The following is a 15,953-nucleotide window of genomic DNA, read 5'->3' on the forward strand; positions in this document are numbered from 1 at the left end:
GACTGCCCAACCGTGCCCCGGCGCCCCCTCCCCCCGGCCCGCACGCGGCAGAATCCAGGCATGACCTCACACAGTGGCGGACAGACCGAGCAGGCGATTCTGGCGGGCGGGTGCTTCTGGTGCACCGAGGCCGTGCTGAAGGACGTGCGCGGCGTCCTGGGGGTGGAAAGCGGCTACATCGGCGGCCACACCCCCAACCCCGACTACCGCAGCGTGTGCAGCGGCACGACCGGGCACGCCGAGGCGGTGCGGGTGACCTTCGACCCCGCGCAGGTGAGCTTCCGCGATCTGCTGACGCTCTTTTTCGCCACCCACGACCCCACCAGCCTCAACCGCCAGGGGGCCGATGTGGGCACCCAGTACCGCTCGGCGGTCTTTCCGCTGACGCCGGAGCAGGAGCGGACCACCCGCGAGGTCATGGCCCACCTGACCGCGCAGGGCATCTTTGACCGCCCCATCGTGACCACGATTGAACCCGCGACCGTGTTCTATGTCGCCGAGGACTACCATCAGGACTACTACGCCAACAACCCTCGCCAGCCTTACTGCATGGCCGTGATCGCGCCGAAGGTCAGCAAGCTCCGCAAGGAGTACGGCGACCGCCTGCGGGCCTGAGCTGCTGGCCTAGGGGCGCTCCCAGACGTAGGGCGTCGTCGTCGTGACGGGCCGCAGGCCACTGCGTTCCAAAATGGGCCGCGAGGCGTCTGTACTGTCGCTGTGCAGGTAGCGGACGCCCCGGCCCAGCGCCGACTGGGCGCGGGCGGCGGTCAGCGCCCGGTAGATGCCCTGGCCGCGCCACTCGGGTAGGGTTCCGCCGCCCCACAGCCCCGCGAACTCCGTGCCCGGCACGATGTCTAGGCGACCGACGCAGACGACCTCGTCGGCGGCTTCCGCGATCCACAGCTCGGTCTGCCCCTGGCCCCTCTCCAGCCGCCGCATCAGCTCCTCGGGCCGAAAGAGGAAGCCGAACACGCGGCTTTGCGTGTGGGCCGCCCGCGTCACGTCGGGGAGGGGGTCGGGCTGGTCGTCGATGCGGCGCACCCGGACGCCGCTTGGCAGGGTGACTGGCCATGCAAGGTGCCGAGCCTCGCCCACCATGACGGTTTCCGGCTCCTCGGGCTGGAAGCCGTGCTCCCGCAGGCGTTCGGGGAGGTTGGCGGGCTGGTCGTGCCCCCGCGTCTTCCACTCGGCGGAGGTGATGGTGGGGTCGGCGGTGTAGTGCTCCAACGTCCGGGCGATCAAGTCATCCAGCGCCTGCCCGGTCAGGCCTTCCAGCGAGCGGTAGGAGACGAAGCCCCGTGCCCCGAACTTGCCGCGCCACAGCGGTCCGTCGCGGTCGTGGCTCGTCGCGCCCGACATCTCGGCCTGCTCGCGCAGTTGCACGTCGTACGCGGCCAGCAATCGGCGCCGTTCGTCCTCGTGTGGAAGGGACATGGGGTCAGCCTCTCGGAGAGGACGCGGGGTTTGGCCCGTCCTGGGTGGCGAGAAGTTTCTCCAGGTCCCGCCGCAACCGCCGCGCCAGGGGGTAGGTCAGCCACCGCTCCAGCTCCTCGCGGGGCGGTCTGGGGGCGAAGCGCAGGTCAAAGGTCTGTGCGACGGTGGGCGCTCTGGCGGGGCCAGGCTCGCGGGTCACCCGGTCGCCTGCGCCCACGTCGCCGCCCTCCAGCACGCGGACATAGAAGCCGGGACGGCGGGCCGCCGCAAACTGCTTGACGAAACCCGCGTCCCCCATTCGTGCCCCCAGCGTCGCGCAGGGAATCCGGGCGGCGGTCACCTCCAGCAGCACGCCCCCCACCCGGAACCGCTCCCCGATGGTGACCCCGGCCGACTCCAGCCCCCCCAGCAGCAGGTTTTCCCCGAAGGTGCCCGGCTCCAGTGGCCTGCCCAGGACCTCCTCCCAGTGGGCGTAATCCTCTCGGGTGTAGACGTAGACGGCCTGATCGGGGCCGCCGTGGTGCTTGCGGTTCATGACGTGGTCGCCGTCCAGGCCCGCCGCCGTCACCGCCACGCGGCCGGGCACCGCGTGCTTGCGAATACCGCTGACGATCTGGCGGGGGCCGACCTGCACGGCGGTGGGCTGGCCCACGTGGACGCTGAGAAGCTGCATATGGGGGCAGGCTAGCGCCCCGGCGGGGGTATGGTGCGCGTTCTCCCGGTGCCCCGTGCGCCGGGCGGGGTAGGCTGCGGCCCTATGCGCCCCCGTCTGCCCCGGCCCCTGCTCGGCGGCCTGATCGCCCTCCTGACATTGCTGGCGGCCCCCGGTGCGGAGGTAGCCGCGCAGCCCCTCCAGGCCCCCGGCCCGCTGGGGCTGAACCTCCCGCCGCCGGACCTCGCCGCCCTCGACGGCCTGGGGCTGAACACCTGCCCTGAGCCGACCGCCCGTCTGGACCGCCTGCTGTACGGGCGCCTCCGGGGCCAAGGCGCGGCCCTGAGCTGCGGCAACCGGGTGGAGGGGCTGCTGCATCTGCCCCAGGCCGACCCCGCCTACAGCGCCCAGCCACGTACCCCGCAGGGCGGCTACGACGCGCTGGTGGCCGAGCTGGGGCAAACCCGGCGCGAACTGGTGATCGCCAACATGATCTGGGACGAGGGGCCGGACGCGCCGGGGGCGTCGGTCGCGCTCGCCATCGCCCGGCTGCGGGCCGACCTCGCCGCGCACCCCGAGCGGTACCCGGCGGGGCTGACGGTGCGGCTGATGTTCGGTAACACGGTGCGGGCGAGTGCGCCCCTGGACCCCCGCGCCAACATCTACGCGGCGGCCGAGCATCTGCTGGCAGCGGGCGTGCCGCTGACCGGGGACACGGTGCCCGGCTGGCGGCTGGAACTCGCCAGCTACGCCTACACCTACCCGCACAGCCACATCAAGGTGATCGTGCAGGACGGCGAGCGGGTGCTGGCGGGGGGCTTCAACATCAGCATCAACCACCTGCCGGGGGACGCGCCGGGGGGCCGGGGCCTCGACCTCGCGGATCAGGGAATCTGGGTGCGCGGTCCGGCCGCGCGGCACGCCCTCGCCGCCGTGCGCGACACCTGGGAACTGGGGCGGGCGCTGACCTGCACCCGCCGCCCCCGCCCCGGCCTGCTGCGTCAGGACTGCACACTGGCCGCCGGGCCGTCGCCGTGGCCGCTGATCTGGCCGACCCCGGCGGCCCCGGCCGGGGAGGCGCACGTCTACCCCCTCTACCGGCGCAACGGCTACGCGGGAACCGACGAGGCGCTGACCGAACTGGTGGGTGCCGCCCGCACGCGGCTGGACATCGTGCAAGCGCAGATCGGGGGCACGCTGGGCTGCGTGGGCGACCTGTCCGAGCTGGCGGGGTGTGCCCCGGAGCGGCAACTCCCGGTCTGGCGGGCGGTCGTCGCGGCCATCCGCGACCACGGCGCCCGCGTGCGGCTGCTGCTAGACTACGACCCCGCCCTGCAAGCCGAGACGCTGGGATTGCTGCGTGCCCTGCGCCTCGAACTGCGCGGGCTGGGGCTGGACGACCATCTCCAGGCCCGCTGGTACGGCACCCAGGGCGGCGCCCACACCAAGATGGTCGTGGTGGACGGCGAGATGCTGGTGGTGGGCAGCCACAACCTGCACTTTTCCTCATTCGGCCGCACGGGTCTGGCCGAGTACTCGCTGGCGACCAGCGACGCGGCGGCCATCGCGGAGGCGCAGGCCCTCTTCGAGTTCGAGTGGGCGCGGGGCACGGCCATCCGGACGCCGTGGTGGCTGCCCGCGTTGCCGGGCGGGGTGTAGGGGAAGCGTTCAGCCAAGGCGAAAGGCCGGGTTGGGATGCCCGGCCTTTGCTGTGCCTGTCCCCATTCACCGCATCGTGCGCGGCAGTTCCTGTGTGGGCAGGATCTTTTTCGGCTCGCGGAACTCGATGTTCTCCCACTCGCCCTCCTCCACGACTTCCAGCGCCGGATTCAGCGCCCGGAAGTGCGCGACCACCTCCTGCACGAGGTCGTCGGGGGTGCTCGCCGCGCTGGTGATGCCCAGCGAGCGGATGCCCGTGAGGTCCAGCCCCGCGAGGTCCGCCGCCGTCTCCAGCCGCTCGGCCCGGCCGCACAGGTCGCGGGCGAGTTCTAGCAGGCGCATGCCGTTGCTGGAATGCGGGCTGGTGAGTACCAGAAAGGCGTCCACCTGTGGGGCAATGGCCTTCACCGCGTCCTGGCGGTTCTTGGTGGCGTAGCAGAGGTCCTCGCTGGGAGGGATCACCAGCGCCGGGAAGCGGGCTTTCAGGATGTCCACCGTCCGCCGCGTGTCGTCCACGCTCAGGGTGGTCTGGGTGAGCACCACCACCCGCTCAGGGTCGGGCACCTCGACCGTGTGGGGGTCGTGCAGCCCCTCACCCGTCTTGCCCAGCACGCCCACCACGATGGTCTGCCCCGGGGCCTCGCCGCGCGTGCCGATCACCTCCTGATGCCGGGCGCTGTCGCCGATCAGCAGGATGGTGTAGCCCTCGCGGGCGTACTTCTTGGCCTCGGTGTGGACCTTGGTCACCAGCGGGCAGGTCGCGTCGATGGTGGCGAGGCCCAGCGCCCGCGCCCGCTCGCGCACCGACGGACTGACCCCGTGGGCGCTGAACACGACCGTCTCGCTGCCCTGCGGCAGGGCCGAGATGTCGTCCAAGCTTTCCACGAACTGCACGCCGCCCTGCCGCTCCAGGCGGTCCACGACGGTGTGGTTGTGGACGATGGAGTGGTAGACCGTCAGCGGCCCCGTCTCCTGCCGGGCGGCCTTCTCCACCGCCCCGATCGCCATGACGACCCCCGCGCAAAAGCCGCGCGGCTTGGCGAGGTGAATGCGTTCAATCATTGGGGTGGCCTCCCATCGGGGTCAGTGTAGGCGGGCCAGGGCCAGGGGAGGGTGCGGGAAGTCCCGGTGAGAGCTTCAGTCCACCACCTCGAATCCCAGCCGCTCCGCCTGCTCCACGAAGAAGTTGATGTTCTCCGTCAGCGTCTGCGGCCCCAGGCTCTTGCGGTGGTGCTCGCCCGTCGCGGCGATGATCAGCGTCTCCGCGAGGCAGGCGGGCACGGCGCCCTCGCCGAACTGAAGGTCGATGTTGCTCGTCATTCCGCCGGGGGGCCGCACCACGCCGCCGGGAATCAGGCGCACGCCAGGCACGTCCAGCACGCTCTCGTGGGCGTCGGCGGGGCGGCCCTCGTCGAAAATCCAGGCCCCCGGCTTGACGTGTTCCGGGAAGATCACCGGATTGGGGTCGGAGGTCGCGCTGAAGATCAGATCGGCCTCGCGCAGGGTGTCGTAACTGGTGGTGGTGACGATCTCGGTGTCTTTCGCGGCCCGGCGCAGGGTGTTCGCGCTGCGTTCCAGCCGCTCCATGTCGCGCCCGATCATGATGACCTTGCCGACCTGCGGGGCGATGGTCCGCGCGATGCCGAAGGCGACCACCCCGTTCGCTCCCACGATGCCCGCCGTGGCCTGCCGCAGATTGCGGCCTGCCCCCTCGAAGTGCCGCAGGATGCCAGGAATCGCCGCCTTGATGGTGCCGCTGGTGTACGCGCCGCCGTTCGTGATCGTGAGGTCGGGCACCGCCGCCTGCACGTCCACGCCCTTGTTGCCCACCACGCTCCAGAAGGCCCCCAGCCCGAAAACCTCGGCCCCCAGCTCCTGCGCCAGCCGCGCCCCCTCGATGGCCCGCCGGGTGGCGAGGTCGGGCTGGTCGCGAAACACGTCGGGCAGGAGGGGGCTGCTCAGCAGGTAGCAGCGAATCTCCTTGCCCTCATTGGTCTTGATGCCGTGCAGTTCGCCCACCTTCATGGGGCGCAGGTTCTCGGCCATCCGGCGCACGCTGGCCTCGCTGATCACGCCCCGGTCCACCAGCGGCTTCATCCAGGCGAAGCGGCGCGACTGCCAGAAGTTCTCCAGCGTCATGGGGTGAATCATGAAGGCCGTGACGACCTGATCGGCCCGCTTGCCCGCGACCGGCACGTCGCCCAGCGAGTGCGGCTCGGTGCCGTCCACGATGCGCCCCAGGTTTTCCTTGAAGCGCCACCCCGCCGCCACCAGCAGCCCCAGCGCCCCCAGCTTGGCCGGAATGCCCAGCGGCGAGACGGCCACGAGCACGGCAAAGGCCAACAGCCCCAGCAGCGTCGCCCCGCTCGCGTAGCCCCAGTAGCCCAGGGCAGCGGCGTACACCATCACCGGAATCACGGTGAGCCACAGACTCAGGCCGGTCACCGACAGCCCCGCCAGCACCCCCAGCAACACGAGATTTCCCCGGCCACGCGGCGGCGTGTCGCCGTACAGGAACCGGGGCGGGTTGAGGTGCCCCAGGTAGGCCGCCAGCCCCGCGAGCACGCACACCTCCGGCGACCCCACCGCCGAGGCCATCAGCACCGCCAGGAAGCCCTTGGCCGCGTCCAGACCCGCGCTCGCCGCCGCCGGACCGGGACCGACGCGCCGCAGCACGTTCTCCACGCCGAGGTTGTAGGCGCTGTTGACACGGGGATCCACGCCCAGCCGCCGCAGCAGCCAGTAGCCCAGCGGCAGGCTCCCTACCAGAAATGCGAGCACGAGGAGCAGGGCCGACAGAAACGCCATGCGGGGCATTCTAGCCGGGTTGGTGAGAGGAGCAGGGGTCGGGGGGTGGGGAGAGAGCGTCACCGCAGTGGCGCGGAGGACGAAGGCGCAGTTCAGAATCAGCCCAGTGGTTCAGATCGCCCCGACGGGAACGAGCTTTTCTCCCTCCCTCCTTGTGGGGGAGGGCCGGGGAGGGGGGAGCGGGCGAAGCTCGTCCTCATCCCAGACGAACGAAGCGGCTCTAGCAGTCTCCTCGCTTCAGCCCTCCGGAGTGGGCCGGGCCGGATACCCCCCCTTCTCGCTGCTGTGGCCCGGCCGGACCTTCAATTCCGGGCGGACGTGGTGCGCGGCGTGGTTGGCGGCGACGGCCGCCTGCGCGAAGGCCACCGACAGCAGCTTGAAGTCCCCCCCCGACCGGGCGAGGTCACCCACCACGTACACGCCGGGCAGGGCTGTCTCGCCGCCCGGACCGTCGGGGACATACTCCCCCTGCCAGTCCAGCGGCCAGCCCGCGAGCGGGGAGAGGTCAGGGAGATAGCCATTTAAAACGAGCACCGTGTCGGCCTCCACCTCCCGCGCCTCACCCCCCAGGGTCAGCACCGCGCCCGTAGGGGTCAGGCGGTCCAGCACGGCCGGGGCGAGAACCTCCAGCGTGCCCGCTGCCCGCCCCGCCTCCAGCGCCGCCAGTGTCCCCGGATCGCCCCGGAATCCCGCCCGGCGGTGGGTCAGGGTGACCTGCGCTCCCGCCGCTGCGAGTTCGGTCGCCGCACGGGTCGCCTGCGGCACACCGCCCACCACCAGCACCCGCCGCCCCGCCAGGCTGGCCGGGTCGGGCAGGTCGGCCCGCACGTCAGGATGGGTTTCGGCCCCCGGCACCCGCACCTCACGCGGGAGGAGTGCCCCCAGCCCCGCCGCCAGGAGGACCGCGCCCGCCCGGTAGGTGCCCCGGTCGGTGCCGACCAGCCAGCCGCCCGCCGGGTCTGGGGTCAGCGTCCGCGCCAGCTCGCCCAGGCGCACGTCCACGCCCAGCGGCGCGAGTTGCGCCTCCAGCGCCCGCACGAGGTCCCCAGCCCGCGTCTGGGGACTTCCCGGCGCGTCATACACCACCTTGTCGGGGTAGAGGGCCGACAGTTGCCCGCCCAGCTCTCCCCGCGCCTCCAGCAGCCGCACGCTCAGGCCGCGCCAGCCCGCGTAGAAGGCGGCGTACAGCCCCGCCGGACCCCCGCCCACCACCAGCACGTCCATCCGCGCCCCCCGCTCCCCGTTCACCCTCGGGAGTATGGCAGAGCGCGGTCTCGCTGACAGCTCCGGTGCTTGCCATCCAGCACGAACAAGAGAAGAGGCCGGGCACCCCCCTCGGCCCGGCCCCTCCCGTCCCACCGTCAGAAGAAGCGGCTCACGTCCCGCACTACCACGAACACCATCAGCAGCATGACCAGTGCGAAGCCCGCGAGGTTGATCGCCTGCTCCTGCGAGAAGGTCAGCGGGCGGCCCCGCAGCGACCCCACCAGCACCAGCAGGATGCGCCCGCCGTCCAGCCCCGGAATGGGAATCAGGTTGAAAAAGGCGAGCGACAGGTTGAGCAGCGTGGCGATCTGCACCAGCGCCCAGAAGCCCACGTTGGCCGCCTGGCTGACGATCTCGGCGGTACCGATGGGACCGCTGACATTCTCGTCGCGCGAGAGGTCCAGCGTGAGGAAGCGGGCGAACAGCCCCCCGAAGGCCCGCAGAATCTGCGGCACGGCCTCGGTGGTGGTCGTGACGGCGGTGGTGAAGGCAACCGGCACGGACGCGTCGTCCACGTCGGGGCCGTAACCGATGCCCAGCAGTTGCCGCTCGCCGCTGACCTGGGCCTGCCAGTCGAAGGCCACCTCGCGCGTCTCTCCGTCCCGGCGCACAGTCAGCGTCTTGGGACCGCTGGTCGCCAGGAAGTCACGCAGGCCCTCCCAGCCAGGGCGGGTCTGGCCGTCCACGGTGCGCGTCTCGGGAATCGCCTCGCCGTTCAGGGCCACGATCACGTCCCCGGCCCGCAGCCCCAGCGCCTCGGCGCGGGAGTCTGGCTGCACCGATTCGATGCGGGCGCGGTCGAGCGCGGGCACCCCCTGCGAGGCGAAGGTGGCCGTCATCAGCCCCAGCGCGAGCACCAGATTCATCAGCGGCCCGGCCAGCAGCACGGCGATCTTGCCCCAGGCGGGCAGCGCCGCGAAGCCCCGCGTGGCTTGCCGGTAGCCACCCTGCCCGTCCTCCTCGGGGGCCATGCCGTCGATCTCCACGTACCCGCCGATGGGCAGGAGGCTCAGCCGCCACTCGGTCCCGCGCCAGGGCCGCTGAACGAGGACCGGCCCCATCCCCACGCTGAAAGACTTCACCGCCACCCCCTGCCACCGCGCCAGCGCGTAGTGCGCCAGCTCGTGCAGGAAGGTCGCCACCCCGATGATCAGCAGCGTCCACAGCAGGCCCACCGGCGTGAGGGCCGCGGCGATGCTCTGGAACACATTCACGCCCGGACCCCTGCCGTCAGCTCCTGCGCCCGCGCCGTCGCCCAGCGGGTCGTCTCCTCCAAGGCTTCCCATGTCAGTTCGCCCTGCGGGGTCTCGTTCAGCACCCGCTCAATCAGCCGGGGAATGTCGGTGAAGCCGATCTGCCCGGCCAGAAAAGCGGGGACGGCTACCTCGTCGGCGGCGTTCAGGGCGGCGGGCAGCAGCCCTCCGGCTTCCCCCGCCCGGTACGCCAGCCCCAGGCAGGGAAAGCGGGCGTGGTCCGGCTCGCGGAACTCCCACGTGCCGGTCAGCGGCCAGCCCCGGTGCCCGGCCACCTCTGGCCCGCGCCGCGCCCCCTGCACGTCGCCGGGGCGGGTCATTCCGGTCGGCGCGGCGTCAATCGCGTACGCGATGGCGAGCCGCATGTCGGTCGGCCCGAACTGCCCCTTGAGGCTGCCGTCCTGGAAGCGCACCGCCGCGTGCAGCACGCTCTGCGGATGGACCACCACGCCCACCCGCGAGAGCGGTAGGCCGTACAGGGCCGCGCACTCCATGACCTCCAGCCCCTTGTTCATCAGGGTGGCCGAGTCGATGGTGATCTTCTGGCCCATGCTCCACGAGGGATGCTTGAGCGCCTGCTCGGGCGTGACCGCGCTCAGGTCCGCCGGGCCGTCGCGGAAGGGGCCACCTGACGCCGTGAGAATCAGCTCGGCCACGTCGTCCAGATGCTCCCCGGTCAGGCACTGGAAGACGCCCGTGTGCTCCGAGTCGATGGGCACCAGCCGCCCGCCCCCGCGCTGCGCTGCCTCCCAGATCAGGTCCGCCGCCGTGACCATCGCCTCCTTCGTCGCCAGGGCGACCGAGCGCCCCGCCTCCAGCGCCGCGCGGGTGGGGGAGAGGCCGGGCAGCCCACTCATGGCGTTGACGACCACGTCGGCGGGGAGGGTCGCCACCTCGGCCGGGTCCGCGATCACGCGCACCTCCCCGAACCGGGCGCGGGCCTCTGCGTACGCTTCCGGCGCCACGCTGACCACCTCCGGGCGGAACTCGCGCACCTGCGCCTCCAGCAGCTCCAGGTTGCGCCCCGCCGCCAGCGCCCCCACCCGCCAGCCGCGCTCCCGCGCCACGTCCAGCGTCTGCGTGCCGATGCTTCCCGTACTGCCCAGAACCGTGAGCTTCACGGCCACAGCATGGCGCACGGCGGGGCAGGCGATAGTGGGAAGTGGTGCGTGGGGGTCAAAAAAGGGGAAGTGGGAGTCCCGGCCCAGGACTCCCACTCCCCAGCCCCGATCTATCTTGGAAACAGGCTGATATTCAGAAACAGATAGGTTGCCGGAACCGCGAACAGCAGCGAGTCGAGGCGGTCGAGGAAGCCCCCGTGCCCCGGCAGACTGCTGCCCGAATCCTTGGTCTTCAGCGCCCGCTTGATCAGGCTTTCCGACAGGTCCCCGAGCTGCGACGCACTCGCCACCAGAATGGAAAGCAGCAGGGCGTCGAGCGGCGAGCCGATCTGGGTGAGCTGGGTCATCGCCAGGACGATCACGAAGCTGAAAGCCAGGCCGCCGATGGCCCCCTCCACCGTCTTGCCGGGGCTGACCTCGGGAGCCAGCTTGCGCCGCCCGAAGAAGTGCCCGCCAAAGTAGCCGCCGATATCCGCCGCAAAGGTCGCCAGCAGCGGCAGCGCGAAGTACAGCAGGCCCGTCTCGCCGTCCGGGGTGTAGCGCAGGAGCAGGAAGTATCCCAGCAGCCAGGGGACATACAGCAGCCCGAACAGCGAATACACCACCCGCTCCAGCGGGCGCTCGCCGGGGCGCATCACCTCCATCACGAGGATGTACCCCAGCGCTGCCGTCAGCACGACCTCGCGCCACGAGCCGCCCTCCCACGGCGGCGCCGGAATCATGGGGAGGCTCGCCACGATAATCGCCGCCCCGAAGACCCCCAGTGAGACCCGCCGCACGTCGATGTCGTTGCGGTCGAGCATCCGGATGTATTCAAAGAGGCCCATCACCGACAGCACCACGAGGGCGGGCAGCAACGCCACCCACCCGATCCACACGATCGCGCTGACCACCGCGAACCCCACCACCGAGGTGAGGACGCGGGTGCTCAGCGACTCCACGGCTGCCCCCAGCAGGCTCGCCGCTCAGGGCGTGGGGCGCGGAGCCACCCGGCGGTCCACACGCCCCACGCCACCGGCCCCGAGCCGCTCACCCGAGGATTTCCTGCTCCTTCTTGTGGAAGGTGCTGTCCACCCGCGCGATGAACTCGTCGGTGATCTTCTGAATGTCGGCCTCGCCGCGCTTGATGTCGTCGTCGCCCACGCCCTCAATCTTCTTGACCTCGTCCATCGCGTGCTTGCGGATGCTCCGCACGGCCACGCGGGCCTCCTCCGCGTAGTTCCGGGCGTTCTTGACGAGGTCCTTGCGCCGCTCCTCGGTCAGCATGGGCAGGCTGATGAAGATGGTGTCCCCCTTGTTGTTGGGGTTCAGTCCCAGGTCGCTGTCACGAATCGCCTTCTCGATGGGGTTCAGGGCGCCTCTGTCCCACGGGGTAATGACTAGCGTGCGGGCGTCGGGCGTGGTGATGCTTGCCACCTGGTCAATGGGCATGGTGGAGCCGTAGTAGTCCACCAGCACTTTCTTGAGAATGCCGGGGTTGGCGCGGCCCGTGCGCAGCACCGAGAGGTTGTTTTCCAGCGCCTCGATGGCCTTGCCCATGCGTTCGCGGGCGTCGGCCTGAATGGTTTTCATGTCTGCCATAGGAATGTCTCCTTTGCGGGGGATTCTAACGGGCGAGAGCGTCAGCGGCACCGTCCGTGAACGTACCGTCCGTAAAAGTGAGGTGACCGTGCCGCGTCCGCTCAGGCGCTCTGAATCAGCGTCCCGACCCGCTCGCCCCGGAACAGCCGCGCGAGGTTGCCTTCCTCGAAGAGGTCAAAGACCACGATGGGCAGCCCCCGGTCCATGCAGAGGGTGATGGCGGTGGCGTCCATAACCTCCAGCCGCTGCTCGACCACATCCCGGTGGGTCAGCGTGTCGAAACGGCGGGCGTCGGCGTGCTTGCGGGGGTCTTTGTCGTACACGCCGTCCACCTGGTTCTTCGCCATCAGGACGACCTCGGCGCCGATTTCCAGCGCCCGCAGGGTGGAGGTGGTGTCGGTCGTGAAAAAGGGCGCCCCGTTGCCGCCCCCGAAGATCACCACCCGGCCCTTTTCGAGGTGACGCATCGCCCGGCGGCGGATGTAGGGTTCGGCCACGGCCTGCATCTGGATGGCGGACATCACGCGGGTGGGTTGCCCGGCCCGCTCCATCGCGTCTTGCAGGGCCATCGCGTTCATCACGGTGCCCAGCATGCCGATGTAGTCGGCGGTTGCGGCGTCCATGCCCGCCCCGTTGCGGGCGCCGCGCCACAGGTTGCCGCCCCCGATCACGATGGCGAGCTCCACGTCCGTTCCGGCGCGGGCCTCCACGATTCGCCGGGCGAGCGCCGACGCCTCCTCGGGGTTGATGCCGAAGCCGGACTCGCCTGCCAGGAACTCACCGGACAGCTTGAGCAGAACGCGTTTGAACATAGAGAACCTCGGAAAAACTTCTGGTGAGTCGGAGACGACCCCAAGTGAAACGGGAAGAAGTCGGGCAGGGATGGCCGGGAAGGAAGCTCAGGCCGGGGCCGCCCCCTGCCAGGCGAAGGGGAGTCCAGCAAAACGCCCAGCCAGGCCGGGAGGGGCCGCTGGGCGTGGGAAGGGAAAAAGCAGGGGCAGCCCGGAAGGAAATCCAGAACAAGGGCGGCTTTGATCGCCGCCCCCTCTCACCTTTACGCGCCGATCTCGAAGCGCACGAAGCGCTTGATCTGGGCACCGTCCAGGTACTTCGACACCGTGAGGCTCTGGTCCTTGACGAACTTCTGCTCGGGCAGCACCTTTTCCTCGTAGAACTTGCCGATCTGGCCGCCCACGATCTTTTCGACGATCTGCTGGGGCTTGCCCTCGTTCAAGGCCTTGTTGGTGAGGATCTCGCGCTCCTTCTCGATGTCTTCCTGGTTGACCTCGTCACGGCTGAGGTACTGGGGACGCTCGGCGGCCACGTGCAGCGCCACGTCCTTGGCCTTCTGGGTGTCGCCGCCCGCGAGGTCGACGAGCACGCCGATCTTGCCGTTGGAGTGGACGTACCCGGCGACCGTGTCCCCCTCGACGTAGGCCACGCGGTTCAGGACGAGGTTCTCCCCGATCTTGCCCGCCGCCGCCGCGACGGTGTTTGCCACGGTGTCGCCGCTCTCCAGCGTGAAGTTCTTGAACTCCTCCACGTCGTTGGTCCCGGCCTTCAGGGCGGCCTGCGCGAGGCTCTCGACGAGCGCCTGGAAGTCCGAGTTGCGGGCCACGAAGTCCGTCTCCGAGTTCACTTCGACGATGGCGGCGCGGTTGCCGTCCACGACGAACTTCACCAGGCCTTCCTTGGCTTCACGGTCGGCCTTCTTGGCGGCCTTCACGATGCCGCGCTCGCGCAGCAGGGCGACGGCCTTGTCCTCGTCGTTGCCCGCGTCGGCCAGGGCCTTTTTCACGTCCATCATGCCCGCGCCGGTGAGTTCACGCAGCTTCTTGATCGATTCCATCATGGTGGGTACCTCCTGAGAGTGGATTGGCTGTTCTGAGAAGGGGGGGCGGGCCGGGAGCCCTGCTCCGAACCGCCCCCGGTGCTGCGGTGAGCTTCCGGCTCAGCCCGCGCGGCCCTGGGTCGAGGTCAGCTGGCTGGTGTCGCCCTCTTCGCCCTGCTCGGCCGCCGCGATGTCGGCGTTGCCCTCTTCCACGCGCCCGCCGGACACGTCCTCGCCGCCGCCACGCGCCTCGACCACGAGGTCACCGATGCGGTGCGTGATCAGCTGGATGCTGCGGATCGCGTCGTCGTTGCCGGGCACGATGTAGTCGATGACATCGGGATCACTGTCGGTGTCGGCCAGCGCGATCACGGGGATCCCGAGCTTGTTGGCCTCCTGCACGGCGATGACTTCCTTGGTGGGGTCCACCACGAAGATCGCGTCGGGCAGGCGGGTCATCTTGCGGATGCCGCCCACGAAGCGCAGCAGGCGCTCGCGCTCGGAGCCGAGCTGAATGCGTTCGGCCTTGGGGCGGTCATTGATGCGCCCGGACTCGAACAGGTCGTCGAGTTCGTTCAGGCGGTCGATGCGGGTGCGCATCGTCTTGAAGTTGGTCAGCATGCCGCCGAGCCATCGGCTGGTCACGAAGGGCATCCCGGTGCGGCGGGCTTCGAGTTCCACGATCTCCTGCGCCTGCTTCTTGGTGCCGACGAAGAGAATCACGCCGCCGCGCTCGGAGAGGTCCTTGATGTAGTCAAAGGAGCGGTCGATCTGCTTGAGGGTCTTTTGCAGGTCGATGATGAAGATGCCGTTGCGCTCGGCGAAGATGAAGCGCTTGAACTTGGGGTTCCAGCGCTTGGTCTCGTGGCCGAAGTGCACGCCCGCTTCGAGCAGCTGCTTCATGGAGATGTACGACATGGGGACTCCTGAACGTTGGTGGGAAAAGTTTGCCGTCCTCGTGCCAGCCTTCCGTCTCGGTGACGTTCTTGCGGCCAGGCCCATCCACGACGTTCTAGCGTGGGTGGGCAGGGGTCACGGGGGCACCCAAACGGGAAGTGTAGCAGATCAGAGGAAGGCCGAAACTGGGCGGTGTGGAGCATGGAACCGGCTAATGCTCGGTGTATCACCAAAAAAGCCCAGATGAGAAGTAAAGTGAAATATGAAAAACTTCACAGAAAGTGGGGCGTGGGGTGGCCTTCAGCACAGCTGGCTGCTCGGGGTGGTCGTCGCCTTGGGGGGACTGAGCGCGTGTGGGTCAACGCCCTCCGAGCCTCCGCCTGCCACCTGTGAAGTGACGGGCACCTGTCCGCCGCCTCAGCCGCCGCCTGCTTCCTGTGTCGTGACCAACACCTGCCCGCCCGCGAGCATCAATGAGATTTTGAGGTCGGGTCCCCGGCCGCCCAAGAACGTCAATCTGTTTCCACAGAGCGTTTATCCAACTGCTATCGCAGAGGAAATTCCTAGCGGCATAAAAACCGAGGCTCAAGTTCTTGTGGAGCTGAAAAAGTTCCTGAGCGATGAGTTTCCTGGCGATATGCAAGCCCAGAAAGAGATGCTGAATCTGTTTAATACTGTCAAACTGCGCCAAAAAATAGGTGATCCTTTGCTGCGAGCAGGACTAATCTCTTATACCGCCATTATGCAAGACTACAGGCTAATTGATTTCATTCTGAATGCTAAGACAGAGGCGGGCCTGGAAAAGGTAACTAACATGTCTTTCGTAGACTATGGGGCGGATGAGTATACTCCAGGTGCCGAAGTATTTGTGAACAATCAGGGGCAGATGATGGTAACCTTCAACAAGCGGTATCGGCAATCAAGTCCGACCAGTTTTGCCGAACTTTTTCGGCATGAAGTATTTCACCAAGATAAGCCGGTGAGTGTGTGGGAAGAAAGAATTGCCAATTTAGATGCAGGAGCCACGCAATTCTACATCCTGAAAACACACCCGGCGCTGGTAACCGACAATACAATATTGAGTCGCGTAAACAATCTACACGCTGCTCTTTTATTGAATAGTCGAAGCCGTGAAACCGGGCAATTGGACGTGTTTGCCGAGCAGGGCAAGCAACTTATGCCAGGTAGTACCTTGCCAGCTACCCGCTGGATCGACCGTGAACTGATAAAACGCAACGAGAACTTTGCGGAAACATCGCCGGGAAACGCTTTGGTACAGGCGCGTTATCCTATGTGCGATATGAGAGAGTTCAACGAAGCAACCCTGAGGTGCGTCAACGCCAACGTGATGAAAGTTTATGGCTTGACAGCAGAGGACCTAATTAGGCTTATGGGCATTCTAGAGCTGGACCTTGATATTACTAAGTAAGACTGTAGACCTTGGGGCGGCG

At 68.6% G+C, this 15,953-nt stretch carries 15 protein-coding genes; 3 read left to right on the forward strand and 12 right to left on the reverse strand.

Annotated elements, in window-relative coordinates; genetic code table 11:
- Positions 1-60 precede the first annotated feature (60 nt).
- A complete protein-coding gene (gene msrA / locus F8S09_RS02650; protein ID WP_152868687.1) occupies positions 61-615 on the forward strand; it encodes a peptide-methionine (S)-S-oxide reductase MsrA in 555 nt (184 codons plus the stop codon).
- Positions 616-624: 9 nt separating this feature from the next.
- Here msrA and F8S09_RS02655 read toward each other — a convergent pair whose 3' ends face one another.
- Complete coding sequence (locus tag F8S09_RS02655) at positions 625-1,434, reverse strand: GNAT family N-acetyltransferase (protein ID WP_152868689.1); 810 nt, start codon at positions 1,432-1,434, stop codon at positions 625-627.
- 4 nt (positions 1,435-1,438) lie between these two features.
- Positions 1,439-2,107 (reverse strand): MOSC domain-containing protein, encoded by a 669-nt coding sequence (locus F8S09_RS02660; protein WP_152868691.1) that lies wholly within the window; start codon positions 2,105-2,107, stop codon positions 1,439-1,441.
- A gap of 84 nt (positions 2,108-2,191) precedes the next feature.
- On the opposite strand from F8S09_RS02660, the gene F8S09_RS02665 reads away from it, so the two are divergent.
- Entirely contained in the window at positions 2,192-3,745 is a 1,554-nt protein-coding gene (locus F8S09_RS02665) for a phospholipase D-like domain-containing protein (protein WP_152868693.1), read from the forward strand.
- Between the two features lie 66 nt (positions 3,746-3,811).
- Here F8S09_RS02665 and ispH read toward each other — a convergent pair whose 3' ends face one another.
- The 10 genes from ispH to rpsB form a co-directional block, all read right to left on the reverse strand.
- A complete protein-coding gene (gene ispH / locus F8S09_RS02670; RefSeq protein ID WP_152868696.1) occupies positions 3,812-4,807 on the reverse strand; it encodes a 4-hydroxy-3-methylbut-2-enyl diphosphate reductase in 996 nt (331 codons plus the stop codon).
- Positions 4,808-4,882: 75 nt separating this feature from the next.
- The gene (locus F8S09_RS02675) at positions 4,883-6,553 is read right to left on the reverse strand and encodes a glycerol-3-phosphate acyltransferase (RefSeq protein ID WP_152868698.1); all 1,671 of its coding nucleotides are present in this window, start codon (positions 6,551-6,553) and stop codon (positions 4,883-4,885) included.
- Between the two features lie 237 nt (positions 6,554-6,790).
- Positions 6,791-7,777 (reverse strand): NAD(P)/FAD-dependent oxidoreductase, encoded by a 987-nt coding sequence (locus F8S09_RS02680; protein ID WP_152869979.1) that lies wholly within the window; start codon positions 7,775-7,777, stop codon positions 6,791-6,793.
- Positions 7,778-7,914: 137 nt separating this feature from the next.
- On the reverse strand, positions 7,915-9,033 hold the full coding sequence (locus F8S09_RS02685; protein ID WP_322618461.1) for a M50 family metallopeptidase: 1,119 nt from the start codon (positions 9,031-9,033) through the stop codon (positions 7,915-7,917).
- On the reverse strand, positions 9,030-10,193 hold the full coding sequence (gene dxr, locus F8S09_RS02690; protein ID WP_322618462.1) for a 1-deoxy-D-xylulose-5-phosphate reductoisomerase: 1,164 nt from the start codon (positions 10,191-10,193) through the stop codon (positions 9,030-9,032). Before dxr ends, F8S09_RS02685 begins: the two co-directional genes overlap by 4 nt.
- 110 nt (positions 10,194-10,303) lie before the next feature.
- Entirely contained in the window at positions 10,304-11,134 is an 831-nt protein-coding gene (locus F8S09_RS02695) for a phosphatidate cytidylyltransferase (protein ID WP_322618463.1), read from the reverse strand.
- A gap of 88 nt (positions 11,135-11,222) precedes the next feature.
- Positions 11,223-11,774 carry a ribosome recycling factor gene (gene frr, locus F8S09_RS02700; protein WP_152868704.1) on the reverse strand — a complete coding sequence of 184 codons (552 nt, stop codon included), beginning with the start codon at positions 11,772-11,774 and terminating at the stop codon, positions 11,223-11,225.
- 101 nt (positions 11,775-11,875) lie between these two features.
- A complete protein-coding gene (gene pyrH, locus F8S09_RS02705) occupies positions 11,876-12,586 on the reverse strand; it encodes a UMP kinase (protein WP_152868706.1) in 711 nt (236 codons plus the stop codon).
- 242 nt (positions 12,587-12,828) lie between these two features.
- A complete protein-coding gene (gene tsf / locus F8S09_RS02710) occupies positions 12,829-13,626 on the reverse strand; it encodes a translation elongation factor Ts (RefSeq protein ID WP_152868708.1) in 798 nt (265 codons plus the stop codon).
- Between the two features lie 99 nt (positions 13,627-13,725).
- Complete coding sequence (gene rpsB / locus F8S09_RS02715; protein ID WP_152868710.1) at positions 13,726-14,523, reverse strand: 30S ribosomal protein S2; 798 nt, start codon at positions 14,521-14,523, stop codon at positions 13,726-13,728.
- 241 nt (positions 14,524-14,764) lie between these two features.
- Here rpsB and F8S09_RS02720 point away from each other — a divergent pair, with 241 nt between their 5' ends.
- Positions 14,765-15,931 carry a hypothetical protein gene (locus tag F8S09_RS02720; protein ID WP_152868712.1) on the forward strand — a complete coding sequence of 389 codons (1,167 nt, stop codon included), beginning with the start codon at positions 14,765-14,767 and terminating at the stop codon, positions 15,929-15,931.
- Positions 15,932-15,953 lie beyond the last annotated feature (22 nt).

Source organism: Deinococcus terrestris, from assembly GCF_009377345.1.
Lineage (GTDB): Bacteria > Deinococcota > Deinococci > Deinococcales > Deinococcaceae > Deinococcus > Deinococcus terrestris.

Coding starts and splice junctions, on each gene's coding strand:
- F8S09_RS02660 (WP_152868691.1), bottom strand. CDS start 2,107: ATGCAGCTTCTCAGCGTCCACGTGGGCCAGCCCACCGCCGTGCAGGTC.
- pyrH (WP_152868706.1), bottom strand. CDS start 12,586: ATGTTCAAACGCGTTCTGCTCAAGCTGTCCGGTGAGTTCCTGGCAGGC.
- F8S09_RS02665 (WP_152868693.1), top strand. CDS start 2,192: ATGCGCCCCCGTCTGCCCCGGCCCCTGCTCGGCGGCCTGATCGCCCTC.
- rpsB (WP_152868710.1), bottom strand. CDS start 14,523: ATGTCGTACATCTCCATGAAGCAGCTGCTCGAAGCGGGCGTGCACTTC.
- F8S09_RS02675 (WP_152868698.1), bottom strand. CDS start 6,553: ATGGCGTTTCTGTCGGCCCTGCTCCTCGTGCTCGCATTTCTGGTAGGG.
- frr (WP_152868704.1), bottom strand. CDS start 11,774: ATGGCAGACATGAAAACCATTCAGGCCGACGCCCGCGAACGCATGGGC.
- F8S09_RS02720 (WP_152868712.1), top strand. CDS start 14,765: ATGAAAAACTTCACAGAAAGTGGGGCGTGGGGTGGCCTTCAGCACAGC.
- F8S09_RS02655 (WP_152868689.1), bottom strand. CDS start 1,434: ATGTCCCTTCCACACGAGGACGAACGGCGCCGATTGCTGGCCGCGTAC.
- F8S09_RS02680 (WP_152869979.1), bottom strand. CDS start 7,777: ATGGACGTGCTGGTGGTGGGCGGGGGTCCGGCGGGGCTGTACGCCGCC.
- ispH (WP_152868696.1), bottom strand. CDS start 4,807: ATGATTGAACGCATTCACCTCGCCAAGCCGCGCGGCTTTTGCGCGGGG.
- tsf (WP_152868708.1), bottom strand. CDS start 13,626: ATGATGGAATCGATCAAGAAGCTGCGTGAACTCACCGGCGCGGGCATG.
- msrA (WP_152868687.1), top strand. CDS start 61: ATGACCTCACACAGTGGCGGACAGACCGAGCAGGCGATTCTGGCGGGC.